This window comes from Guyparkeria sp. (genome assembly GCF_041687595.1).
Classification (GTDB): domain Bacteria; phylum Pseudomonadota; class Gammaproteobacteria; order Halothiobacillales; family Halothiobacillaceae; genus Guyparkeria.
Genome location: NZ_JAWLBP010000028.1, coordinates 1 through 24,867, shown reverse-complemented (window position 1 = coordinate 24,867; position 24,867 = coordinate 1). Strand labels below are relative to the sequence as shown.

The following is a 24,867-nucleotide window of genomic DNA, read 5'->3' as shown; positions in this document are numbered from 1 at the left end:
GTCGAACCGGATCAGGGTTTCCTTCCCGTCGTCGTCGGTGACCGCGACGTGGTGCGGATCGACGAACCGGCCGTAACCGCGCACGATCTGCACCTTCCGTTGCTTGGCCAGGGCCTCGAGGCCACCGGTAAGCTTCTTGATGGTCTTTTCCTTGAAGCCGCGCAGTTTGTCCAGATCGATTTCCGGCTCGGCGAAGGTAACGCCGTGCGCACCCATCGAGCGGGTCTCGTTGAGCACCTCGGAGACGTGCAGCAGGGCCTTGGAAGGGATGCAGCCAACGTTCAGGCACACGCCGCCGATGACGGGGTAGCGCTCGATAAGCACGACCTTCTTGCCCAGGTCCGCGGCGCGGAAGGCGGCGGTGTAACCGCCCGGACCGGAACCGAGCACGCAGACCTCGCATTCCACGTCGGCGTTGGCATCGGTGGGCGCGGCGGCCGCCGGTGCGGCGGTCTTTTCCTCGCCGGCCGGGGCAGGAGACTGCGCAGCCGATGCCTCGGATTTCTCTTCCTCGCCACCGTCCGCGGCCGGTTCGTATTTGGCGATCGGCTTGCCGGTGCTCACCTTGTCGCCGACGCCGACCAGCATCTCGGTGATCGTCCCGGCGGCGGGTGCCGGGATCTCCATGGTGGCCTTGTCGGTTTCCAGGGTGATCAGCGAGTCCTCGGCCTCGATGGTGTCGCCGGCCTCGACCAGCACCTCGATGATCTCGACTTCGTCAAAGTTGCCAATGTCCGGCAGGTTGATGGTTTCGATGGTCATCCGGCGCTCCTTACAGCATCAGTTCGCGAAGATCGGTGAGCGTGCGCGAGAGCGTGGTCATGAACCGTGCGCCCTCCGCTCCGTCGATGACGCGGTGATCGTAGGAGAGGGCCAGCGGCAGCATCAGGCGCGGCACAAACTCCGAGCCGTTCCAGACCGGCTGCATGCTGGCCTTGGAGACGCCGAGGATGCCGACTTCCGGCCCGTTGACGATCGGCGTGAACTGGGTGCCGCCAATGCCACCGAGACTGGATACCGAGAACGTACCGCCGGTAAGGTCCTCGCCGGTCAGCTTGCCGTCACGGGCCCGCGCCGAGATGGCCATGAGTTCCTCGGAGAGCTCGAAGATGCCCTTCTGGTCGACGTCCCGCACGACCGGCACGACCAAGCCATTGGGCGTGTCCACCGCCACGCCGAGGTTGATGTACTTCTTGACGATCAGGTTCTCGCCATCCGGCGCGAGCGAGGCGTTCATGTTGGGGAATTCCCGCAGCACGTGCGCCAGAGCCTTGAGCACGAACACCAGCGGCGTCATCTTGATGCCGGCCTTCTCGGCTCGCGGCTTGAGGGACTTGCGGAAGGCCTCGAGCTCGGTGATGTCCGTCTCGTCGAACTGCGTGACGTGCGGGATGTTCAGCCAGGCAGTGGAGAGGTGCCTGCCCGAAAGCTTCTTGATGCGCGAGAGTGGACGCTCCTCGATCTCGCCGAACTGGGAGAAGTCGATCTCTGGCAGCGGCGGGATGCCCGCGCCGGTGGCGGCACCTCCCTTGGCCACGCCTTCCATGACCTTCTTGATGGCGCCCTCGACGTCCTCCTGAACGATTCGTCCCTTAGGGCCGCTGCCGGTGACGTTGGCGAGATCCACGCCCAGCTTGCGGGCGAACAGGCGCACCGAGGGGCTGGCGTGGAACTTCGCGCCTGCACCCTGACGGTTGACCGGGGCTTGTGCCGGTGGGGCGGCAGGCGCGGCCGGTTCGGATACCTTTTCCTCGACCGGTGCTTGTGCCGGCTTTTCGGGTTCGGCCTGCGGCTCTTCGGCTTCCTGCGTCGGGGCCTCCTCGCTCGCCTTTTCCGCCGGCGCCTCGCTTTCCTCTTCGGCGTCGATCTCGGCGATCAGGTCACCCTGGTTGACGGTGTCGTCCATCTTGACCAGGACCTTCTTGATCTCCCCGGAATAGGGGGAGGGAATTTCCATCGTGGCCTTGTCGGACTCAAGGGTGATCAGCGAGTCTTCCTTTTCGACCCGATCACCGGGCGAGATCAGCACCTCGATGACGGGTGTGTTCTCGTAGTTGCCGATGTCGGGGAGGGTGATCGACTTGATGGCCATCAGCCTGTCTCCATACGTGTTGCGTGCGAGCCCGCCGGGTCGGGCGGGCGTCGTATCGAATTGGGTCCGTTACCCCGGCAGACAAACCGTGCGCCGGGGGCGGTCGGAAAGAAAGCTTATCGCTCGATCGGCGGGGCGCAGTCCGGATCGATGCCGTACTTCTTGATCGCCTCGCTGACCTTGGAGGCCGGGATGCTGCCGTCGTCGGCCAGTGTCTTGAGCGCGGCCACCACGATGTGGGCGGCATCGACCTCGAAGAAGCGACGCAGGGCGGCCCGGGTATCGGAACGACCGTAGCCGTCGGTACCCAGCGTGGTGAACGAGCCCGGCACGAAGCGGCGGATCTGGTCGGGATAGGCCTGGATGTAGTCGGTCGCGGCGATCAACGGCCCACCACGCTCCTCGAGGGCAGCCGTAATGTACGGCGTTTTCGCATCGGCCTCCGGGTGCAGGCGGTTATGCCGCTCGCATGCCTGCCCCTCGCGGGCCAGTTCGGTGAAACTGGTCGCCGACCAGACGTCGGCGGCCACCTTCCACTCGTCCTCGAGCATTGCCGCGGCCTTCTCGGATTCGCGCAGGATGGTGCCGGAACCCATGAGCTGAACGCGGTTCTTGAGCTTCTTCTTGCTCTCGCGCAGCCGGTAGGCCCCCTTGAGCACGCCTTCCTCGACGTCTTCGGGCATCGCCGGATGATGGTAGTTCTCGTTCATCGCGGTGATGTAGTAGTAGCAGTCCTGCTTCTCCTCCACCATCGCCTTGAGACCGTCACGGATGATGATTGCCATCTCGTAGCCGTAGGTCGGGTCATAGACGCGGCAACTCGGGACGGCGGAGAACATCATGATGTTGTGGCCGTCGTTGTGCTGCAGGCCCTCGCCTTCGAGCGTGGTCCGACCGGCGGTCGCGCCGATCAAAAAGCCCCGGGCACGGATATCGCCGGCCAGCCAGGCGAGATCGCCGATGCGCTGGTAGCCGAACATCGAGTAGTAGATGTAGAAGGGCACCATCGCCTCGCCATAGTTGGCGTGGGCGGTAGCGGCAGCCAGCCAGGACGACATGGAACCGGCCTCGTTGATGCCTTCCTGCAGTACCTGGCCGTTGGCCGACTGCTTGTACCAGGCCACCTGGTCGGAATCGACCGGTTCGTAGAGCTGGCCGGCCGGGTCGTAGATGCCCACCTGGCGGAACAGACCCTCGAGACCGAAGGTGCGGGCCTCGTCGGGAATGATCGGCACCACCCGCTTGCCGAGCTTCTTGTCGCGCAGGATCATCGCCAGGATCCGGCCGAAGAGCATCGTCGACGACATCTCGCGATCGCCGGTACCCTTGAGGATCATGTCAAAGGCCTTGAGATCCGGTGCCGGAATGCTCTCGGCACGGTCGACGCGTGCGGGCAGATAACCACCCAGCTCCTTGCGACGCTCGTGCATGTACTTCATGAGCTCGTGGCTGTCATCCGGCTTGTAGAACGGAACGTTCTTCTCGAGCTGCTCGTCGGAAATCGGCAGACCGAACCGGTCGCGGAAGTACTTCAGGCCCTCGTTGTCCAGCTTTTTCTGCTGGTGAGCGTGCATCGCGCCCTCGCCGAACGGGCCCATGCCGTAACCCTTGACCGTCTTGGCCAGGATCAGGGTCGGCTTGCCCTTGCACTCGTTGGCCGCCTTGTACGCCGCGTACATCTTCCGCGGGCTGTGGCCACCGCGTGTCAACGCGAAGATCTCGTCGTCGGTCATGTTCTTGACCAGCTCGGCGGTCTCCGGGTACTTGCCGAAGAAATGCTTGCGCACGTAGGCGCCGCCCTTGGCCTTGAACGCCTGGTACTCGCCGTCGACGGTCTCCATCATCAGTTGCTTGAGCTTGCCGGACTTGTCCCGTGCGAGCAGTTCGTCCCAGCCCGGTCCCCAGATGACCTTGATCACGTTCCAGCCGGCACCGCGGAAGCTGCCTTCGAGCTCCTGGATGATCTTGCCGTTGCCGCGCACCGGCCCGTCGAGCCGCTGAAGGTTCGCGTTGATGACGAATACCAGGTTGTCCAGTTTCTCGCGGACGGCCAGGCCGATGGCGCCCATGGATTCGGGCTCGTCCATCTCCCCGTCGCCCAGGAAGGCGTATACCTTGCGACTGCTGACCTTGCCGAAGCCGCGGGCCTCCATGTACTTCATGAAGCGGGCCTGGTAGATCGCCATCAGCGGACCGAGGCCCATCGAAACGGTCGGGAACTGCCAGAAGTCCGGCATCAGCCAGGGGTGCGGGTAGGAACTCAGCGCCTTCTCGTTGGCCGCTTCCTGGCGGAAGTTGAGCAGGTGCTCTTCAGTGATCCGGCCCTCGAGGTAGGCACGCGCATACATGCCCGGCGAGACGTGGCCCTGGAAGAAGACCATGTCGGCCCCGTCCGGGTGGTCATGTCCCTTGAAGAAGTGGTTCAGGCCCACTTCGTACATGGTGGCGCTGGACTGGTAGGAGGCAATGTGGCCACCGACCGAGTTTTCCTTGTTCGCGCGCACGACGATCGCCATGGCATTCCAGCGGATCAGGGCCCGCAGACGCTGCTCGAGTTGCCGGTCCCCCGGGTACTGCGCTTCGTCTTCTGTCGGGATGGTGTTGATGTAGGGGGTGGTGGCGGCGTAGGGGGTGTCGATGCCGTGCTGACGGGCCATCTCGATCATGCTGCCGATCAAGTGGCGGGCCTTTTCGGTCCCCTCAAAGTTGACCACGGCCTCCAGGGCGTCGAGCCACTCCCGGGTTTCCTGCGGATCCTGATCGATGTAATCGGTCACAAGCACTCCTCAAAGCTGTCGTTTGATGCATCCGTTCCTGCCCGAAACCGCTTCAGCGCGGGCATTCGCCGGCCGCATCGGACCAAAATTTGCCGCTCATTATGCGTGATTCCGCCGATATTTCCTATGTCGGGCGTGCCACCGACCTGCAACGGGTTGCCCAGCAGTCGCCCTGTGATGCACCGGAGCGAACCCGTTTGACCGAGTCCGGGGGATGATACGTGGCGGGCCGAGAGGCTCGGGTTGCCGACGAATCGCCCGATCGGTCTGTGCAGGAGTGGCTGTGTCTATATAATGGCGCGACTCACGTCTTAGCAATCCATTCGCGACACTCAAATCGTTTCAGGAGTTCTGATGAGCAATCCCTCCGCCCCCAAGAAGCTCGGCAAGGTGGTACTGGCCTATTCCGGCGGCCTCGACACCTCGGTGATCCTCAAGTGGCTCGAAGAGACCTACGACTGCGAGGTGGTCACCTTCACCGCGGACCTGGGGCAGGGCGAGGAGCTCGACCCGGCGCGCGAGAAGGCCGAGAAAATGGGCGTGAAGGAAATCTACATCGACGACCTGCGCGAGACCTTCGTGCGCGACTACGTCTTCCCGATGTTCCGTGCCAACGCCATCTACGAGGGTGAGTACCTGCTCGGCACCTCCATCGCCCGGCCGCTGATCGCCAAGCGCCTGGTGGACATCGCCCGCGAGACTGGCGCGGATGCCGTCGCCCACGGCGCGACCGGCAAGGGCAACGACCAGGTTCGCTTCGAACTCAATGCCTACGCCCTCAACCCGGAAATTCAGGTGATCGCCCCGTGGCGCGAGTGGGACCTCAATTCCCGCGAGAAGCTGATGAACTACGCGGAGTCCCGCGACATCCCGGTCGACTTCGCCGCCGCTGGCAAGAAGTCGCCGTACTCCATGGACGCCAACCTGCTGCACATCTCCTACGAGGGCGGCAACCTCGAGGATCCGTGGTGGGAGCCGGAAGAAGAGATGTGGCGCTGGTCGGTCAGCCCCGAGCGTGCTCCCGACGAGGCTACCGAGATCGTCATCGGTTTCGAGAAGGGCGACCCGGTATCGATCAACGGCGAGAAGCTGTCGCCGGCCGAACTGCTGCTCAAGCTCAACCAGCTGGGCGGTGCCAACGGCATCGGTCGACTCGACATGGTCGAGAACCGCTACGTGGGCATGAAGTCGCGCGGCTGCTACGAGACCCCGGGCGGCACCATCCTCCTGAAGGCGCGTCGCGCGCTCGAATCCCTGACGCTCGACCGCGGCGAGGCGCACATGAAGGACGAGCTGATGCCGAAATACGCCGAGCTGGTCTACAACGGCTACTGGTTCGCCCCGGAGCGCGAGATGCTGCAGAAGGCCATCGATGCCACGCAGGACAACGTCAACGGTGACGTACGGCTGCGCCTGTACAAGGGCAACGTGATCGTGGCGGGTCGCCAGTCCGACAACAGCCTGTTCGACCCGGCGATCGCGACATTCGAGGACGACGCCGGTGCCTACGACCAGCGCGACGCCGAGGGCTTCATCAAGCTCAACGCCTTGCGCCTGCGCATCGGCGCCAAGGCGGGGCGTCGGAGCTGACCCGGGCCCGCTGAGGGCCGCGAATCCTCGGGCCAAGCGTCAAGGATCACGCGCCGGCTCCATTACCGACCGAATCGACAGGCAACGGAATGCTGACATGCTCGGGTTACACCCCCTCGAACCGGCACGGCTCCATCCATCTGGCGGCCGTGCTGTTGATGCTGTGTCTGCTGCTACCGCCAGGCGGCGTCGCCATGGCCGATACCTCGGCGCCGGTCGAGGTCACCATCGGTGTTCTTGCGTACACCGGCAAGCCCGAGGCGATCGACCGCTGGCAACCGACGGCCGATTACCTGAGTGAGCACAACCCGGGATACCACTTTCGGATCGAGCCCCTGTTTCTCGGGGAAATGCGACGGGCATTCGATGCCAACCGGCTCGACTTCGTCCTCACGCAGTCTCTGCAATTCTCGGAACTGAGCCGTGTCGGACGCATCTGGCCGCTGGCGTCTCTCGTTCGTCGCGATGGCGACCGGGTGGTCGAACGTCTGGGTTCCGTGGTCTTCGCCCGCGAGGATCAGGGGTTCGACCAACTGGAGGAACTTGCCGGACGGCGCGTTGCCGGTGTCGGCCCCAATGCTCTCGGCGGGTGGCTTCTGGGGATGCAGGCAGTCGAGGATGCGGGGATCGATGTCGAACACGACATCACGCCGATCTTCACGGGGTTGCCGCTTGGTTCGGTCATAGATGCCGTGCTGGATGGCCGCGCGCACGCCGGCGTGGTGCGCTCCAAGTACTTCCAGCGCCACATCGAGGAATTTCCCGAGAGCCGGCTGGCGCCCATCGGGCCGGCCGAGCGCCACGATTTCCCCTATCCGAGCAACACGCCACTGGTTCCCGAGTGGCCGTTCGCGGCGACCGGCAAGGCACCCGACGGCCTGCCTGCCACGGTCGCACGGCAACTGACCTCGCTGCCAGCCGATTCCGCGGTGATCGAGGCGGCAGGCATCGCCCTTTGGCAAGCGCCACTCGACTATTCGGCAATCGACCGTCTACGCGACAAGTGGATGCCCGAACCGCTCACGGCCGGCGAGGTGGTCCGTGACCACTGGCCGCTGCTCGCCCTGATCGTGGCCTTGGTGATCGGCCTGTTCCACTGGCAGAGCCGACGAAGCACGCGGCGCCTTCAGAGGCAGGAAGACCGACTCCGACGTGCATTCTCGGGGCTGCACACCGGCGCGGTCCTTCTTGACGCTGCCGGCAACATCCTGCTGGCGAACCGGGCGGTTGCGCACTTTGCCCGTTCTACATTCGCCGACGAGGCGTCTCTCATGGGCCAGTCATTCTGCACGGCCTTCGCCCTGCACATCGAAGGAACGGAGACGGGCAGTGCGCTCGGTGTGCTCGAGCGCGCAGCGGAGCACGACGAGTCTGCCGCCATGGACGGGACCATCGAAAGGGAGGGGCATCGCCTCGACGTGAACCTGCGAGTTAACCGGCTGGAGGGGACGCGCGACCCGCAACTGCTCGTCTCGATGCTCGACGTCACTGAACTGCGTTCGGCCAATGCGCTGCTCAGCTACCGCGCCACCCATGACCGGCTGACCGGCCTGCTCAACCGCGAGGCGCTCGAAGATTTTCTCGATCGTTCCGTGACGAATGGCGAAAGAAAGCGTGAGGTGCCGGATACGGCATGCCTGATCTGGCTGGATCTTGACGAATTCCGGCTACTCAACGAAATCGGCACGCGGCAATTCGGTGATCGAGTCCTGGCCGCGCTGGCCGGTCACTTTTCACTCGAGTTGCCATCGGACGCCATGATCGCCCGCGTGGGCGTGGACGAGTTCGCCATATGGATGCCGCTCGCCAGTCAGGACAACTGCATCGTGGCGGCCAGGAACGTCCTCAAGACCGTCCACTCCTTCCTCATGCCCGGTGAGCACGACCATCTTCGTCTCAAGGCCAGCGTGGGCGTGACCCGGATCGATGCGGACGACGCTCTCGCGGCACGGCGAATGGATGATGCCGAACGCGCCTGCCAGAGTGCCCAGAGACAGGGCGGCGACCGCGTTGTCCAGTATTCCGGTGGTGACACCGAACTGCTCGAACGCAAGAGCGAGGTCGAGCGGTACAACAGCCTGCGTGCGGCGATCTCCAGCAATCGCCTGTCGCAGGCCGCACAGAGAATCACTCCGATCGACCCGGCACTGCCGATGCACCATGAACTCCTGCTGCGCATCGTGGGTAAAGATGGACGGGCAGCATTCCCCGCGGAATTCATCGAGATAGCCGAAAAACACCAGGCCATGACCGAGGTCGACCGATGGGTGGTGCGGACCAGTTGTGAATGGATCGCCTCGCAGCTCGATACGCCCATGACGGTGAGCATCAACCTGTCCGCCCACTCCGTCCAGGACCCCGGCATGATTCCCTTCATTCGCGAAACCCTGCTCGATACCGGTGCCGATCCGGGGCAGATCATCTTCGAGGTCACCGAAACCGCGGCCATTCGGAACCTGGAACAGGCCGAACGCCTCATCAAGGCGCTGCGCCGACTGGGCTGCCGTTTCTCGCTCGACGATTTCGGCGGCGGTTTTCTCTCCTTTGACTTCCTGCGCCGCCTCGAACCGGATTTCGTCAAGATCGACGGTCAACTGATCCGTGACATGCCCGATGACCCGGTGGCCAGCGTGATCGTTTCGGCCATCATCGAGGTCAGCCGGGTAATGTCCGCAAGAACAGTCGCCGAGTGGGTGGAGACCGAGGATCAGTACGAATGTGTCCGCGGCATGGGTGTCGACTACGTGCAAGGGTTCCTGATCCACCGTCCCGAGCCTGTCTCGAGACGGTGAAGTCCGGGTCGTTTCAGAGTTGCTTTTCGTCTACAGTCTCACGCCGTTCATCAAACCAAGCTCAAGAGGAATCGCCCATGCGCATCCTTCATACGATGATTCGTGTCAGCGATCTGGAAAAGTCGCTCGATTTCTACACCAACGTGCTCGGCATGAAGCTGCTGCGTCAGCAGGACTATCCGGCTGGCGAGTTCACGCTGGCGTTCGTAGGCTACGGTGAGGAAAGCGAGACGGCGGTGCTCGAGCTGACCTACAACTGGGGCGACCATCAGTACAACCTGGGTGACGGCTATGGGCATATCGCCATCGAGGTCGACGATGTCTACGCCGCGGCCGATCGCATCCGCGAGAAAGGCGGTCAGATCCTCCGCGAACCTGGACCGATGAATGCAGGTTCGACCATCATCGCGTTCGTTGCCGACCCGGACGGATATGCCATCGAACTGATCGGCGCGAAGTGAGGAATCATTCGGCTCAAGTCAAGACTTGACAGGAACATTTTCCACATGACAAAGGCGCGGTTCCGATTGCGCCTTTTTTTGTGGACGATCAATCAGTGATTTAGCTAGAAACCGTGGGTAAGTAGCTGTTTTTCTGTCGAACGTTGCATCCGGCCCGCGAATTGGCCAAGAATTGGTCATTACCGTCCACGGCCTTGCGACGCAAGGGTTTGGCACCGATCTCCACAAGTTTATCCACAAGATCTGTGAAAAACTTTTCCGGGGCCGGGAACTTTTCGTAGCCCCTTTTTCGATCGCACCCCATTCGGAGGAGGGGCACCCATCGTGTCGAACGCGGCAACGGCCGATCGGGGCTACCTGTGGTCACGTGCCAGACGTGACACGCCAGACCAACTTCGCTTCCCTTTCTCCGCGCATGATTCTTCCGGACCCCGGTTTCGCTCATGCCGATCATCGGTCGAAACCAGGCATCGACACCCCATCCATTTCGAACAATTCGACTCGTGTTCCGTGACAATCGAGGCGGTTCCTCGCGCCTTACAAGGGAGTGAGCCGGAGCGGCTTGATGGATCGAGTCAATCATGCCCTGTCAAGGGTTGACAGGGACGATTTTCCACATCAAGGCGTCGAGATTGTCCACCGGAACCCAGTCACGGCCAAGAATCATGTGCTTAGCACCCTTGATGGCATAACCTGTTGTTTATCCGATGTTTAATAATCCGTGTCATCGAATGGTCAAGAATTGGCCATTTCCGTCCCGGCCCTTGTGAACAAGGCGCTTAGCTGCTTCTTCCACATGCTTATCCACAGGAACTGTGAAAAACTTTTTGCGGTAATTGTCGGGCCGTTTTCCGGCCAGATCGAGCAAATCTCGTCGGCCATACAGGCCCTGTGTTCCCAGGAGCCTTGGGTCGAATCCTGACCTCTTCGTCAACCTGGCTGTTATCACGGGCATGCTGCGGGCCACAACGAGGTACCCTCACGCCGATTGCCATCGAGTGTTGCGAAACGCTTGCACCAAGGAAGGCGGTAACGACAGACGTTCAGCCAGAAGTGAATCAGTGATGCCGGAATCCGGCCATCAAACCGTCACATTTCTGGGCTAGGGTTCGCATTCCATTCGCATAGCCATATACTTTTGCGCCCGAAGCCAACGGGCGAGCAAATGACGAAATGAGGAAGCAGGCATGACGATCAGGGTAGGCATCAACGGATTCGGACGTATTGGACGCCTAGCATTCCGTGCGCTCGCCGACCGCCCCGAACTCGGGCTCGAGGTGGTGCATGTAAACGAGATCGCCGCGGACGCTGCGTGCATGGCACATCTCACCCAGTTCGACTCGGTCCACGGTCGCTGGAATCGGAACATCGAGGGGGAGGGCGATCGCCTTGCACTCGATGGTCGCGACATCCGCTTCACCAGCGCACCGGACGTCGATGCGATCGGCTGGAAGGACAGTGCGGTCGACGTGGTGATCGAGTCCACCGGTCGCTGGCGTGCCTTCGAAGAGATTGCCCCGCACCTGGCCCAGAACGTCGAGCGCGTGGCGGTCGCCGCCCCGGTCAAGCACCCGGATGTCCTGAATGTCGTCATGGGCGTGAACGACCACCGATTCGAGCCAGCACGCCACCGGGTGGTCACGGCGGCGTCCTGCACTACCAATTGCCTCGCCCCAGTGGTCAAGGTGTTGCACGAGGGACTTGGTATCCGTCGTGGCACCATGACCACGATGCACGACCTGACCAACACGCAGGCGGTAGTGGACAAGGGAGACCGAGACTGGCGGCGTGCTCGCGCATCGTCGATGTCGCTTTCGCCAACGAGTACCGGGTCGGCCAAGGCCATCGGCGCGATCTTCCCCGAGCTCGAGGGCCGCCTCAACGGACTGGCCGTCCGTGTCCCGTTGCTCAATGCTTCGTTGACCGACTTCGTGTTCACGCCCGAACGCTCGACGACCGCGGAGGAGGTCAACGACCTGCTGCGGTCGGCCGCGGAGGGACCGCTGGAAGGGATCCTGGGTTTCGAGACCCGTCCGCTGGTTTCCGTCGACTACACCAACGATCCGCGCTCCTCGATTGTCGACGCACCCTCGACCATGGTCATCGATGGCGACCTGGTGAAGGTGCTTGCCTGGTACGACAACGAGTGGGGCTATGCCCAGCGACTGGTCGAGCTGGTCTCCCGGATCGGCCACGCCTGATTCGATCCGGACACGAGGAGGCACCATGCCCACGGCACTGCGCCAATACCTGACGATCACGGGCAATTACTGGCTGTTCACCCTCACCGACGGGGCGATCCGGATGCTGGTGGTGTTGCACTTCTATCAGCTCGGGTATTCGCCGTTCGCCATCGCGATGCTGTTTCTCTTCTACGAGTTCTTCGGCATCGTCACGAACTTCGTCGGTGGCTGGCTGGGTGCGCGCATCGGGCTGAACCGCACCATGCAGCTCGGTACCGGGCTGCAGATCGTGGCATTGCTCATGCTGACCGTCCCGGACGCCTGGCTCACCGTGGTCTGGGTCATGGCCGCCCAGGCGCTGTCGGGGATCGCCAAGGATCTCAACAAGATGTCGGCCAAGGCCGGTGTGAAGATGGTGGCGCGTGAAGGCAACGCCCAGCTTTTCCGCTGGGTGGCGTGGATCACCGGTTCGAAGAACGCGCTGAAGGGGGCGGGCTTCTTCCTCGGCAGCCTGCTGCTCGCCTGGCTCGGCTTTCAAGGCGCGATGGGCGCCCTGGCAGCGATGCTCGTTGTCGGCTTTCTGATGACGCTGACTCTGCCTTCCGGGCTCGGCGCGATCAAAAGGAAGACGGCTTTTGGGCAAATGTTCTCGCGCGAACCGGTGATCAACTGGCTGGCCGGGGCACGCATCTTCCTGTTCGCCGCGCGTGACGTGTGGTTCGTCGTGGCCCTGCCGGTATTCCTGGTATCCATCGGCTGGGATTTCCACTGGGTGGGCGCCTACCTTGCCCTGTGGGTGATCGGCTACGGCATAATCCAGTCGGCGGCGCCGCGACTGATCGGTGCCCGTCCGGGCGATTCCGCCGGGCAGGGCGGCCCGGGGGCCCGGGCCGCCGCATTCTGGAGTTTCGCACTGGTCCTGCCGCTGGCTTCGATTCTCGTCGCACTGGCCGCCGGCCTGACCTCGGGTTGGATAATCACCGTGGGCCTGGGCTTCTTTGGCGTTGTATTCGCGATCAATTCCGCGACCCACTCCTACCTCATCCTCCGCTATTCCGCCGAGGAAAAGGCGTCGATGAACGTCGGCTTCTACTACGCCGCGAACGCCACCGGCCGGCTGGCAGGAACCGTGCTTTCCGGCGTGAGTTACCAATGGATCGGGATCACGGGCAGCATCGCCCTGGCGCTGGCATTCGTCGTCATCGCCGGGGTTCTCAGCCTGCGACTCATGGCGCTGGAATCCTCTCTGGGCGAGGAATAGCGTCTCTCGTGTACTGGCGTCCCGCGCGCCGGCACTCCCGGTGATCCGTTCGGCCACCGGCTTCCGCTTCTACCCTCTACACTGGTTTGCGTGTAGATTGCGGGGAAGGGAAGGAGGCTGACGGCGACGATGACGAAATCATCCGACACGCGCAAGGAAGGTCTGGAACACGCACTCGACCTGGTGCGTCAGTGCGCGACGGACGACGGATTTCTGGCCTCACCCAGCCACCGGGACAACTATCGCCGAGTCTGGGCCCGTGACGGCGTGATCATCGGTCTGGCCGCCCTGATGACCGGGGAGGAGGCCTTGGTGGCCACGATGCGCAAGACCCTCGAGACGCTGGCCCGCCACCAGGGCCCCCACGGCGAGATTCCCAGCAATGTCGACACCACGACACAGCGCATCAGCTACGGCGGCACCACCGGCCGCGTGGATGCGGATCTCTGGTTCGTCATCGGCTGCGCGGAATATTGGCGCGCCAGCGGGGATGACGTCTTCCTCAAAGAGGTACTGCCTGCCCTGGAGCAGGTGCGCTTCCTCCTCGGGGCATGGGAGTTCAACGATCGTGGCCTGATCTATGTTCCGCAGACCGGCGACTGGGCCGACGAATATGTCCAGTCCGGCTACATCCTCTACGACCAGTTGCTCTACCTGCAGGCACTGCGCTCGTTCTGCCGGATACACAGCCACGTCCACGGCTCGGCAGATCATCAGTTACAGGACCGCACCACGCGACTGCTGCACCTGATCCGCAGCAATTACTGGTTCAACGGCAACGAGCCGGTCGATATCTATCACGAGGTGCTCTACGAGAAGGGTCGGAAGGCCGCACCCCACCGTCCCGATCACTACTGGATGCCGTTCTTTTCGCCGACCGGCTACGGCTACCGATTCGACGCCTTCGCCAATGTGCTGGCCAACCTGTTCGGCGTGGCGACCGACCGGCAGAGCGAACAGGTCGATGCCTATATCGCGAAGATCTCGCCCAAGGGCATGCCGCTCCTGCCGGCCTTTCACCCGATCATCGAACCGGTGGATCGGGACTGGGAAAGCCTGCAGATGATGTTCTCGTACAGCTTCAAGAACAAGCCGTACGAGTTTCATAATGGGGGTCTTTGGCCGATGATCACGGGCTTCTACGTTGCCGACCTGTCCAGCCGTGGGCACAGCGGAAAGGCCCGGCGACACCTTGACGCCATCCACGCGGCCAATGCGCTGGCGATGGAGGATGAATCCTGGTCGTTCCCGGAGTTCGTGCACGGCCGGGAACTCACGCCGGGCGGGACACGCTGCCAGGGATGGAGCGCCGCCGCGGCGGTCATCGCCCATCACGCCCTGCAGGGAGAACCACTTTTCAGGATTGACGACGATGACTGAACTGCTGGTCTGCACCGATCTTGATCGGACTCTGATCCCGAACGGCCACCAGCCGGAATCACCGGATGCGCGCGACCTGTTCTGGCGACTGGTCCAACGGCCCGAGGTGACGCTCGCCTACGTGAGCGGCCGCGACCGCTACCTGCTCGAGTCGGCAATCGACGAATTCGCACTGCCGACGCCGGATTTCGCCATCGGTGACGTGGGAACGACGATCTATCGCATCGACGAGGGTGAATGGCATGCCTGGAGAGCCTGGTCGGACGAGATCGCGACGGACTGGGCGGGTAACGACCGTGCGACGTTGGCCGGGATACTTCGGGACATCCCCGATATCGAGCTGCAGGAACCCGAAAAGCAGAATACCCACAAGCTCAGCTACTACGCCCCGGCGGACCTCGACGGGGACGCGCTGGCCGAGCGGATCCGTGACCGGCTGGCCGACGCGGGAGTGCGCAGTAGTGTCATCTGGAGCATCGACGAGATGCGTGATGTCGGGCTGGTCGATGTCCTGCCCGCCGGTGCCACCAAGGTGCATGCCATCCGGTTCCTCAAGGAGCGGCTACATGTCCCCGATAGCCGGACGGTCTTTGCCGGCGACAGCGGCAACGATCTGCCCGTGCTGACCAGCGGTCTCCAGGCGATCGTGGTGGCCAACGCCAGGGATGAGGTCAAGCAGGCCGCCATCCGTGCCACCGCCGAGCGCGGCCTCGAGAATTGCCTGTACGTCGCCCGGGGCGGCCTGCTCGGGATGAACGGCAATTACGCGGCGGGCATTCTCGAGGGCATCGTGCACTTCATACCCGAGGCCCGCTCGTGGCTGGAGATCGCATGACGGGACGGCCCCATCAGGCGTCGTCAAGCTCTTCCACCACCGCCATGAAGGCCTCGGCAAGGGGGTTCCGCGCTCGACCGACCGGCTCGATCCGTCCCAGGCGACGGGTCGGCAGCACGCAGTCATTGCACTCGAGACACACCAGTCCCTCTCGTTGCAGGGTAGTGGGCAGCAGGGCCCATCCGACTCCCGTCCCGGCCAATACCGCGATCGAGTCGAGCTGATTGATCTCGATCACCGCGGGCGGCATCAGACCGCAATCGTCCAGCCAGCGGTCGATCGCGGCTCGGGTGCTCGTGGCGCGAGCCGGCAAGATCAGCGGCAATCGTTCGCCGTGACGGCGGATGTCGTCTTGCGCAGATCCGGTATGGTGTCGTCGGGCGATCATCGGCACCAAGGTTTCCTCGCGGAAGGCCTGCGTCTGCACACCATCGGCGACCCTCGGTGGCAGGGTGGCGTAGGCCAATGCAGCCTCGCCGGCACGCACTGCCTCGATGGCGCGCTCGGAATCGTGAAAGCTCAGGTCGAGCAACACCTCGGGATACCGAGTCGAGAACCGTTCGAGAGCAGCCGGCAGCAGGTGAAGCCCGCAGTAGTGGCTGAGCGCAAGCGACAGTCGACCGCCGGTCGCGCCCCCTCCGGCGGCTGCCACCGTGGCGATGTCATCCAGGCTCCGCTGAACGTCCTGGACGGCCGGGAGCAGCTGCTCGCCCGGATAAGTGAGAACCACCCGCTGGCCCATCCGGTCGAACAGCGAGAAACCCAGTCGCTGCTCGAGCAGTGCGATACGCTTGGAAACGGCAGGTTGGCTGACATGCAGCCGCGCGGCTGCCCCGGAAAACGAGCCGGACTCGGCGACGGCCAGGAAGGTCAGCAACTGCTGGGTATCGAGCTGGGCAGGATTCATGGACGGCCATCCTCCTGTAGGTTGGCAAAATCGCCGGTCATTCCTGAACTATAACTATCAGGAATGGACTTTATCAGTATTTTCCATTTTGGTTATCAATGACCACACACTATGATTACGCCATGGAAACAACAGGCCTGAACGTGCTGGGGCTGCCGCTGCAGCCGTGCTCGACCGAGCCGCTCACCGGTTTCTACCGGGACGGGCGCTGCCACGTGGCGGCAGAGGATCCCGGGGCGCACGGCGTCTGTGCGGAAGTGGATGACGCGTTTCTCCACTACACCGCGTCGATGGGAAACGAGTTGCGCCGCGCCGTCCCCGGGCAGGACTTCCCGGGCCTGCAGGCAGGTGATCGCTGGTGCCTGTGTGCACTGCGATGGCGCGAGGCATTCGAGGCGGGCGTAGCGCCGCCGGTCGTGCTGGCTTCAACGCACCACGCCGTGCTCAAGGTGCTGCGACTGCGCGACCTGATCGAGCACGCGGTCGACCCGCCGGCGTCGGGCCTCGACGATGGTTTCTTCGAATTTTGATCCAGGCAACGTGACCCAGGGCAATCCCATGGCAGGAAAGACACTCTACGAAAAACTCTTCGACGCGCATGTCGTCCATGAACAGGACGACGGTACCGCGTTGTTGTATATCGATCGCCACCTCGTCCACGAGGTGACCAGCCCGCAGGCCTTCGAGGGACTGCGCCTGGCCGGTCGCAAGCCGTGGCGCACCGGAGCGATGCTGGCCGTGCCGGATCACAACGTGCCCACCACGAATCGCGCCGGCGGCATTGCCGACCCGGTATCCCGGATCCAGGTCAGCACGCTCGACGAGAACTGCCGGGAGTTCGGCGTACAGGAATTTCCCATGGCGGACATGCGCCAGGGGATCGTGCACATCATCGGCCCGGAAGAGGGGTTCACGCTTCCCGGCGCGACGGTGGTCTGCGGCGACTCGCACACCTCCACCCACGGTGCCGTGGGAGCGCTGGCCTTCGGCATCGGTACCTCCGAGGTCGAACACGTCATGGCCACGCAGACGCTGCTGCAAAAGCGCGCCAAGACCCTGCAGATCCGTGTCGAGGGTGAACTCGGCCGCGGTGTGACGGCCAAGGACATCGTGCTCGCGATCATCCACGAGATCGGTACAGCCGGTGGCACGGGCTACGCGATCGAGTTCGCGGGCTCGGCAATCGAGTCGCTCTCGATCGAGGGGCGCATGACCGTCTGCAACATGTCGATCGAGGCCGGTGCCCGCGCCGGCATGGTCGCGGTCGACGAGAAGACCGTCGAGTACTTCCGCGACAAGCCGTTCGCCCCCGAGGGCGAGATGTTCGAGCGCGCCGCCGAGTACTGGCGCACGCTCAAGTCCGATCCGGACGCGCATTTCGACAAGGTTGTCACCCTTGATGCCGCGGAAATCGAACCGCAGGTCACCTGGGGAACTTCGCCCGAAATGGTGGTCGCGGTAGGGGACAAGGTGCCCGACCCGGACGCCGAATGGGATCCGGTCAAGGCCGAGGGCATGCGTCATGCGCTCAAGTACATGGGGCTTTCGGCAAACACGCCGATCACCGACATCAAGATCGACAAGGTCTTCATCGGTTCGTGTACCAATGCGCGTATCGAGGACCTGCGTGCCGCGGCTGCGGCGATCAAGGGCGGGCACGTGGCCGACAACGTCACGCTGGCCATGGTGGTGCCTGGCTCCGGACTCGTGCGCGAACAGGCCGAGAAAGAAGGGCTGGACAAGATCTTCCTCGAGGCCGGTTTCGAATGGCGTGAACCAGGTTGCTCGATGTGCCTGGCGATGAACGCCGACCGTCTCGAGCCGGGCGAACGCTGCGCCTCGACCTCGAACCGCAACTTCGAGGGTCGCCAGGGGCAGGGCGGGCGCACGCATCTTGTCAGCCCGGCGATGGCCGCCGCGGCCGCAATCGCCGGCCATTTCGTCGACGTCCGCCAAGCGTAAGAGGAGACTTCACCATGCAGGCATTCACCACCCACAAGGGAATCGTCGCGCCCCTCGACCGCTCGAACGTGGACACCGACGCGATCATCCCCAAGCAGTACTTGAAATCGGTCAAGCGCACCGGCTTCGGGCCGACGGCCTTCGACGACTGGCGCTATCTCGACCCGGGCGAGCCCGGCATGGATCACAGTCAGCGGCGCAAGAACCCGGACTTCGTTCTCAACCGGGAGCCCTTTGATCGGGCGACCATTCTTTTGGCACGCGAGAACTTTGGCTGTGGCTCCTCGCGCGAACACGCCGTCTGGGCACTGACCGACTTCGGCTTTCGCGCGGTGATCGCCCCGTCTTTCGCCGACATCTTCTTCAACAACAGCTTCAAGAATGGGCTGCTTCCCATTGCCTTGACCGAGGAAGAGGTCGACCAGATCTTCAAGGCGGTCGCCGACCAGCCGGGGCTCGAACTCGAGATCGACCTGCCGAACCAGACGGTCACCGCACCGGACGGCAAGGAGTACCACTTCGAGATCGACAGTTTCCGCAAGCACTGCCTGGTCGAGGGTCTCGACGATATCGCGCTGACCCTGCAGCACGCGGACAAGATCAAGGCCTACGAGACCGCCCAGATGGAAAAGACGCCTTGGCTGTTCAACGACATGCGCGGCAATGTCGGCGGGTGAAGACCGAACAACAGACTGAAGAAAGGAAACGCAACACCGTGATCCAGAAGAACATCCTAGTCCTGCCGGGCGACGGCATCGGTCCGGAAATCACCGAACAGGCGGTCAACGTGCTGGAGGCCGTCTGCGCGGGTACCGACCTGGAGCTGTCGTTCACCCATGGCCTGATCGGCGGGGCGGCCTATGACGCCGAGGGGGAACCTTTCCCCGAAATCACCCGCCGGCAGTCGGCCGAGGCCGACGCAGTACTGCTCGGGGCCGTGGGCAGCCCGCAGTACGACGAACTCGAGCGCGCCCTGCGGCCGGAGCGTGGCCTGCTGGCGATCCGCAAGACCATGGGGCTGTTCGCTAATCTTCGTCCGGCGCTTCTCTACGATGCGCTGGCCGACGCCTCGTCGCTCAAGCCCGAGGTCGTCTCCGGGCTGGACATCATGATCGTCCGGGAGCTGACCGGCGGCGTCTATTTCGGCCAGCCGCGCGGCATTCGCGAGGTCGACGGTCAGCGCGAAGGCTTCAACACCATGCATTACAACGAGGGCGAGATCGAGCGCATCGGGCGGGTCGCATTCGAGGCCGCCCAGAAACGCGGAAAGCGCCTCTGCTCGGTGGACAAGGCCAACGTGCTCGAGACCTCCGAGTTGTGGCGAGAGGTGATGAACCGTCTCTCTACCGAGTATCCGGACGTCGAGTTGTCACACATGTACGTGGACAACGCCGCGATGCAACTGGTGCGTGCCCCTAAGCAGTTCGACGTCATCGTCACCGAGAACCTGTTCGGCGATATCCTCTCCGACCAGGCTTCGATGCTGTCCGGATCGATTGGCATGCTGCCGTCGGCCTCGTTGAACGAGAAGGGGCAGGGTCTCTACGAGCCCAGCCACGGCTCGGCTCCGGACATTGCGGGGCAGGGCGTGGCCAACCCGATGGCGACCATCCTTTCGGCGGCGATGCTGCTGCGCTACTCCTTCGGTCGCGGCGATCTGGCCGAGCGGATCGAGAATGCCTGTATCACGGTACTGGACCAGGGCCTGCGCACCCCGGACATAATGCAGCCGGGCAAAACCGAGGCCTCGACCGAGGAAATGGGGCAGGCAGTGGTCTCCGCCCTGAAGCGCTGAGCGGGAGGGGTCCCCGCGGGTGCGTCGCCCGCGGTATTGCGCTAGTCTTGGGAGCACGCTGAGACCCACTGAACGTCAGGGTCTGCCGCTCGTGCCTGCGTTGCTTCGGCAACGCCTGAACGCGACACACTGGGCCGCCTCGCCCATGGCGCCCCGTACAGAACATTTTCACGATAAGGAGCAAACTTCATGAGCAAGACGGTCGACGTTGCTGTCGTCGGTGCCACCGGTGCCGTTGGCGAGACCATGCTGTCCATCCTCGCCGAGCGCAAGTTCCCGGTCGGCAAGGTTTACGCCCTGGCATCGGAACGTTCCGCCGGCAAGAAAGTCCCGTTCGGCGACTCGTTCCTGACGGTCGAGGACCTGGCCACCTTCGATTTCTCCAAGGTGCAAGTCGGGCTGTTCTCGCCCGGCGGTTCGATCTCTCGTGAATTCGCACCGAAAGCCGCGGCGGCCGGTTGTGTCGTGATCGACAACACCTCGGAGTTCCGCTACGAGGACGATGTGCCGTTGATCGTCCCGGAGGTCAATGCCCACGCGATCGCGGGGTACACCCAACGCAACATCATCGCGAACCCGAACTGCTCGACCATCCAGATGCTGGTGGCGCTCAAGCCGATCCACGATGCCGTGGGTATCGAGCGCATCAACGTGGCGACGTACCAGGCCGTATCCGGTTCCGGCAAGGAGGCGATCGAGGAACTGGCCACCCAGAGTGCCCGGCTTTTGAACGGCCAGGACGCCGATGCGGTGGTCTATCCCAAGCAGATCGCCTTCAACGCGCTGCCGCAGATCGACGTATTCCAGGACAATGGCTACACGAAGGAAGAAATGAAGATGGTGTGGGAGACCCGCAAGATCTTCGAGGATGCCGAGATCCTGGTGAACCCGACCGCCGTCCGCGTCCCGGTCTTCTACGGCCACTCCGAGGCGATCCACATCGAAACCCGGGACAAGATCACGGCCGAGATGGCCTGGGAAGTGCTGAAAAACGCGCCGGGTGTCAAGGTGCTCGACGATCGTCGCGACGGTGGGTACCCGACCGCGGCCACGGAAGGCGCCGGCAGCGATCCGGTGTACGTCGGCCGGATCCGCGAGGACATTTCGCACGACCGTGGGCTGAACCTGTGGGTTGTCGCCGACAACGTCCGCAAGGGCGCGGCACTCAACAGTGTTCAGATCGCCGAGTGCCTGGTGCGCGATTACCTCTGATCTGTGGCACAATCAGCTCGATACAGGGCTATGGGAAGGCGCCGGCCATGCTGAGGACACCATCCGGTGCCCGCTGGCCGGCACGAGCAAGGAGTCATTGACATGCGGAAGTTGAGTTTGGTGATTGCGGGCATCCTCGGTGCCGGGGGTCCGTTGATCAGCCAGGCCGCCACCCTGGGCGACGCCCGGGTGCAGTCTTACCTGACAGAGCCGTTGGAGGTCAGCGTACCGCTGGCGCGCTCGTCGAACGAACCGCTGGACGAAGTCAGCGTCCAGCTCGCCCCGCCGGCCTTCTATGAACAGGCTGGCGTTCCACTGGAAAGCCTGCCGGCGAACCTGATCTTCACCGTCGAGACGAAGGGTGGTCAGGATTACGTGTTCATCCGCAGCCGGGGACCGGTGCGTGACCCGATCCTCAGCATCCTGCTCGAGGTCAGGTCGCCCGAAGGACGGATGATCCGGGAATACAACCTTCTCCTGGACCCGCCGTCGTCCGGCACCACCACGCAGTCCACACCAGCGGCTGCAGGCACGCCCGTTGCCGATCAGGCACCGTCGGCACCGCGTGCTGACCGCTCGTCCTGGGAGCGCGTGACTCCCGCGACGGACCTGGAGCTCGACGACAGCTACGAGGTACAGCGCGGCGACACGCTCTCCCAGATCGCCGGCCGCTACGCCGCCGAGGGCGAAGACATCCGTCCGATCATGCAGGCGATCATCGACGCCAACCCCAACGCTTTCGTCAACGGCAACGGCAACGCGCTGATGGCGGACGCCGAGCTGCGCGTTCCCTCTGCGCAACCGACCGACGACGGCGAAGAGGCGGGCGCCGAGGCACAGGGTCCGGCTCTCGAGCTCCTCGGCCCGGAAGAACGTGCCGCGGCCGAGGCTGGTGACAGCGCGGAACAGGCAACCGGGGACGAAACCTCCCGTGCGAACGTTCTGCCTGCCATTGAGGGCCCGACCCGCGCCGAACTCCAGCGCCAGGCCGTGCTCGACCAGGAAGAGATCGAGTCGGCCCGGGCGGAGAACGAGTCCCTGACCGAAGATCTGCGATCACTCACGGAGCAGATCGACACGATCAAGCTGAGCATCGATGAACGCGAGTCCAAGATCTCGGAACTCGAGGCTGCGGTCGATCAGGCACATCAGGAAAAAATTGCGCTCGAGCAGCAGAACGCCCAGCTCGAAGAGCTCAAGGGCAACTTCTGGATCGAGTGGGGCAAGTATCTCGTCGGCGGCCTGGGACTGCTGGTGCTGGCCTTGCTGATCGCCCTGGGCCTGCGCCGTGGTCGCCGCAACGACGACGAGCCGGCACTGCCCGCGCAGCAGACCGACGTCGATTCGTCTCCGGACATCGGCCCGTCCTCGACTCGTGGCGAAGCAGCCGGCGCGGTTGCCATGGGTGCCGGCGCGGGAGCCGCCACCATCGCCGCCGGTTCGGACACCGACGACGAGGAGGAAGCCAAGGCAGGGAGCAATGCGGCGGGTCAGGACCCGCTCGATCCGCAAATGGCCCTCGACGAGGCCCGCATGCTCGAGTCGTTCAACCTCAACCAGCAGGCGATCGACCTCCTCCAGGACAGCTTGACCGAGCACCCCGGTCACGAGGGGCTTCAGGAGGCGCTCGCCAGGCTTCAGAGCGGAGAGGGGATCCAGCAGCCCGAGCAGGACAGTTCGTTCGCCGCGGCGTCGGATACCGATCAGGGCGCGGAAACGCTTGCTCCCGGCATGAGCTTCGACGACGCGCAGTCCGCCGAGGAGGGGGACCAGTTGCAGGCGTTCTCTCAGGCAGAGGGGTCGGAAGATTCCCGGGAGAGCGAGTTCGAGGAGCCGGAACAGGAGACGCGCGCGGAATCATCGCCTGCCGGCATGATCGACTGGGACGATGACCTGGACAACATGCTGGCAACACCCGACTCGGAGGCCGAACCGGGTCGGTCCGATGACTCGGACGAGCTCATGGACTTCGACGACTCCTACGCCCTGGAAACCCCGGCGAACGAGGAGCCTGCCGAAGCAGTTACCGGCACGGATGGGGAAGAGATCGAATTCGACCTTCCTGATCACAGCCAGGAGACTGCATCCACTTCCGATTCGGACGAAGAGGGCGCTTTCGTGACGCCCACAGGGGCCGAGCGTGAAGCGGACGACACGCTGAACCTGCAGGACGCACCCGAAGAGGAAATCGAGGATCGGGGTACGATCGCGACCGAGGACTCGGATTCCTCAAGCGATGACAACGGTCAGGATGCCGTCGATACCCGTGTCAGTCTCGCTGAGGCATTCCTGGACGTGGGCGATCGAGAGAGCTTCGAAATGATCGAGTCGGAATTGAGGGAGGAGGGTGCCACCGATGCCCTGCATCGACTCGACAACCTGAAGAAGCGTTACGGCTGAACCCTCGTGAATGCCGATACAAGAAAGGCCCACCGTTGAGACGGTGGGCTTTTTTCTGGTGCCGTGAAAGCGGCGGACAACGCACGCCGGCGGCACCGGATGGGAAAGACGGCAGGGCGCACTCGGTGATAAAGAGTCTCGTGTCCCCAAAGAAAAAAGGCCGATGGTTCGTCGAACCATCGGCCTTCTGCCAAACTGTTTGGTGCCCAGGAGAGGACTCGAACCTCCACGGATCTCTCCACTAGTACCTGAAACTAGCGCGTCTACCAGTTCCGCCACCTGGGCAACGCGGCGCATATTAGGAATCTCGAGAGGTGCTGTCAACAGTGAATGCGAAAAAAACAGCGTCACCGCGCGTCTTCGTACTCGACAGCGAGGCGCGGAACGGGGTGTCGAGACAAGACAACCGACTGATTGCCTGCGAAAATATTCATCCCGGCGGGACGCGGATCACGATTCTCGTCGGTGAAGAAAGTTTTTCAGAGACGGGCAATGGCTGTCGCGAGTTGGGTGAGCCGGCCATGGTGGGTAGCGAACTGCCCGAAGGCGACGTCGTTGACGTGGTGATCGATGTCGACCAGTGGGCACCGGTGCTGTCCCAGTTGCTGGCGAGCCTGCGGGATCGCGGCAACCGACCTGTGATCGTCTATCTGGACGAGTCGGTCGATGACCGGATGAAGATGATCGCCCTCGGCTACAAGGCTTCGAGCCCAAACGAACCCCTGTACCAGTTCGATATCCACGACTACAAGCAGACGCCGGACTGGCTAAACCCGAGGAACTGGGCTAACCCGGAACTCTGGGACAAGTACCGCTGGTGAGATCACCAGGCACGGAAGCAAGTGGACTTGAAGCCCCGTACCTTGGCCAGCCGGGCTCCACGGCAGGGCCTTGCGTGGGTTTGCATGTGGAATGGGGAAGGAGAACACAGGCGCAGCCTCGGTCCCGACCATATTTAACATAATATATATTATACGACACACAACGTGTGTGAGCGGATCGAGTCGGCACGTCAGCCTTGAGTCCCGGTTCGCACCAAAAGCAAACACACGACGCGCACAGCCGGACCCCGGTTTTGCACTACAATCGTCACCCAGAGCCCCCTCGTCGCGACACCGCGGTACACTGACTCCCTGAACCGATGGAACACCACGACTCGACAGGTCCCGTATGCGATTGACCCCAGCCTTTTCGCTGATTCTCGGCTTGAGCCTTACGTC

18 protein-coding genes and 1 tRNA gene are annotated in these 24,867 nt (G+C 63.3%); 14 read left to right on the top strand and 5 right to left on the bottom strand.

The genetic code is table 11. From position 1 onward, the window contains the following. From ACESL5_RS05950 to aceE, 3 genes are all read right to left on the bottom strand, one after another. A partial coding sequence (locus ACESL5_RS05950; protein ID WP_372591867.1) for a biotin/lipoyl-containing protein occupies positions 1-762 on the bottom strand: 762 nt, incomplete at its 3' end. Between the two features lie 10 nt (positions 763-772). Then, a complete protein-coding gene (gene aceF, locus ACESL5_RS05945) occupies positions 773-2,092 on the bottom strand; it encodes a dihydrolipoyllysine-residue acetyltransferase (protein WP_372591866.1) in 1,320 nt (439 codons plus the stop codon). Between the two features lie 116 nt (positions 2,093-2,208). Further along, positions 2,209-4,869, bottom strand: coding sequence for a pyruvate dehydrogenase (acetyl-transferring), homodimeric type (gene aceE / locus ACESL5_RS05940; RefSeq protein WP_372591865.1), 2,661 nt, complete (start codon positions 4,867-4,869; stop codon positions 2,209-2,211). Positions 4,870-5,223: 354 nt separating this feature from the next. On the opposite strand from aceE, the gene ACESL5_RS05935 reads away from it, so the two are divergent. The 7 genes from ACESL5_RS05935 to ACESL5_RS05905 all read left to right on the top strand — a co-directional run bounded on the left by ACESL5_RS05935 (position 5,224) and on the right by ACESL5_RS05905 (position 15,371). Beyond that, on the top strand, positions 5,224-6,459 hold the full coding sequence (locus tag ACESL5_RS05935; RefSeq protein WP_372591864.1) for an argininosuccinate synthase: 1,236 nt from the start codon (positions 5,224-5,226) through the stop codon (positions 6,457-6,459). 89 nt (positions 6,460-6,548) lie between these two features. After that, positions 6,549-9,251: an EAL domain-containing protein gene (locus ACESL5_RS05930; RefSeq protein ID WP_372591863.1), complete on the top strand. Its 2,703-nt coding sequence runs from the start codon at positions 6,549-6,551 to the stop codon at positions 9,249-9,251. A 77-nt stretch (positions 9,252-9,328) separates the two neighbouring features. Continuing rightward, positions 9,329-9,712: a lactoylglutathione lyase gene (gene gloA / locus ACESL5_RS05925; protein WP_372591862.1), complete on the top strand. Its 384-nt coding sequence runs from the start codon at positions 9,329-9,331 to the stop codon at positions 9,710-9,712. Between the two features lie 1,187 nt (positions 9,713-10,899). Beyond that, a complete protein-coding gene (locus tag ACESL5_RS05920; protein WP_372591861.1) occupies positions 10,900-11,913 on the top strand; it encodes an ArsJ-associated glyceraldehyde-3-phosphate dehydrogenase in 1,014 nt (337 codons plus the stop codon). Positions 11,914-11,938: 25 nt separating this feature from the next. After that, positions 11,939-13,156, top strand: a complete 1,218-nt coding sequence (arsJ, locus tag ACESL5_RS05915; RefSeq protein ID WP_372591860.1) for an organoarsenical effux MFS transporter ArsJ — start codon at positions 11,939-11,941, stop codon at positions 13,154-13,156. A 129-nt stretch (positions 13,157-13,285) separates the two neighbouring features. Then, on the top strand, positions 13,286-14,536 hold the full coding sequence (locus tag ACESL5_RS05910) for an amylo-alpha-1,6-glucosidase (RefSeq protein WP_372591859.1): 1,251 nt from the start codon (positions 13,286-13,288) through the stop codon (positions 14,534-14,536). Further along, complete coding sequence (locus ACESL5_RS05905) at positions 14,529-15,371, top strand: HAD-IIB family hydrolase (protein ID WP_372591858.1); 843 nt, start codon at positions 14,529-14,531, stop codon at positions 15,369-15,371. Before ACESL5_RS05910 ends, ACESL5_RS05905 begins: the two co-directional genes overlap by 8 nt. A gap of 13 nt (positions 15,372-15,384) precedes the next feature. Here ACESL5_RS05905 and ACESL5_RS05900 read toward each other — a convergent pair whose 3' ends face one another. Next, positions 15,385-16,278: a LysR family transcriptional regulator gene (locus ACESL5_RS05900; protein WP_372591857.1), complete on the bottom strand. Its 894-nt coding sequence runs from the start codon at positions 16,276-16,278 to the stop codon at positions 15,385-15,387. Between the two features lie 98 nt (positions 16,279-16,376). On the opposite strand from ACESL5_RS05900, the gene ACESL5_RS05895 reads away from it, so the two are divergent. The 6 genes from ACESL5_RS05895 (at position 16,377) to ACESL5_RS05870 (ending at position 23,647) form a co-directional block, all read left to right on the top strand. After that, positions 16,377-16,808, top strand: coding sequence for a DUF2237 family protein (locus ACESL5_RS05895; RefSeq protein ID WP_372591856.1), 432 nt, complete (start codon positions 16,377-16,379; stop codon positions 16,806-16,808). Between the two features lie 28 nt (positions 16,809-16,836). Then, complete coding sequence (leuC, locus tag ACESL5_RS05890; protein ID WP_372591855.1) at positions 16,837-18,240, top strand: 3-isopropylmalate dehydratase large subunit; 1,404 nt, start codon at positions 16,837-16,839, stop codon at positions 18,238-18,240. A 14-nt stretch (positions 18,241-18,254) separates the two neighbouring features. After that, positions 18,255-18,917 (top strand): 3-isopropylmalate dehydratase small subunit, encoded by a 663-nt coding sequence (gene leuD, locus ACESL5_RS05885; RefSeq protein WP_372591854.1) that lies wholly within the window; start codon positions 18,255-18,257, stop codon positions 18,915-18,917. Positions 18,918-18,979: 62 nt separating this feature from the next. Beyond that, positions 18,980-20,035, top strand: coding sequence for a 3-isopropylmalate dehydrogenase (gene leuB, locus ACESL5_RS05880; protein WP_372591868.1), 1,056 nt, complete (start codon positions 18,980-18,982; stop codon positions 20,033-20,035). A 189-nt stretch (positions 20,036-20,224) separates the two neighbouring features. Then, positions 20,225-21,247 (top strand): aspartate-semialdehyde dehydrogenase, encoded by a 1,023-nt coding sequence (locus tag ACESL5_RS05875; RefSeq protein ID WP_372591853.1) that lies wholly within the window; start codon positions 20,225-20,227, stop codon positions 21,245-21,247. A 102-nt stretch (positions 21,248-21,349) separates the two neighbouring features. After that, the gene (locus ACESL5_RS05870) at positions 21,350-23,647 is read left to right on the top strand and encodes a hypothetical protein (protein ID WP_372591852.1); all 2,298 of its coding nucleotides are present in this window, start codon (positions 21,350-21,352) and stop codon (positions 23,645-23,647) included. A gap of 200 nt (positions 23,648-23,847) precedes the next feature. On the opposite strand, the gene ACESL5_RS05865 is transcribed toward ACESL5_RS05870, so the two are convergent. Beyond that, a tRNA-Leu gene (locus ACESL5_RS05865) sits at positions 23,848-23,932 on the bottom strand. Positions 23,933-23,961: 29 nt separating this feature from the next. Between ACESL5_RS05865 and ACESL5_RS05860 the strand changes: the two genes are divergently transcribed. Further along, positions 23,962-24,468, top strand: coding sequence for a DUF6231 family protein (locus ACESL5_RS05860; RefSeq protein ID WP_372591851.1), 507 nt, complete (start codon positions 23,962-23,964; stop codon positions 24,466-24,468). Positions 24,469-24,867: the final 399 nt, after the last annotated feature.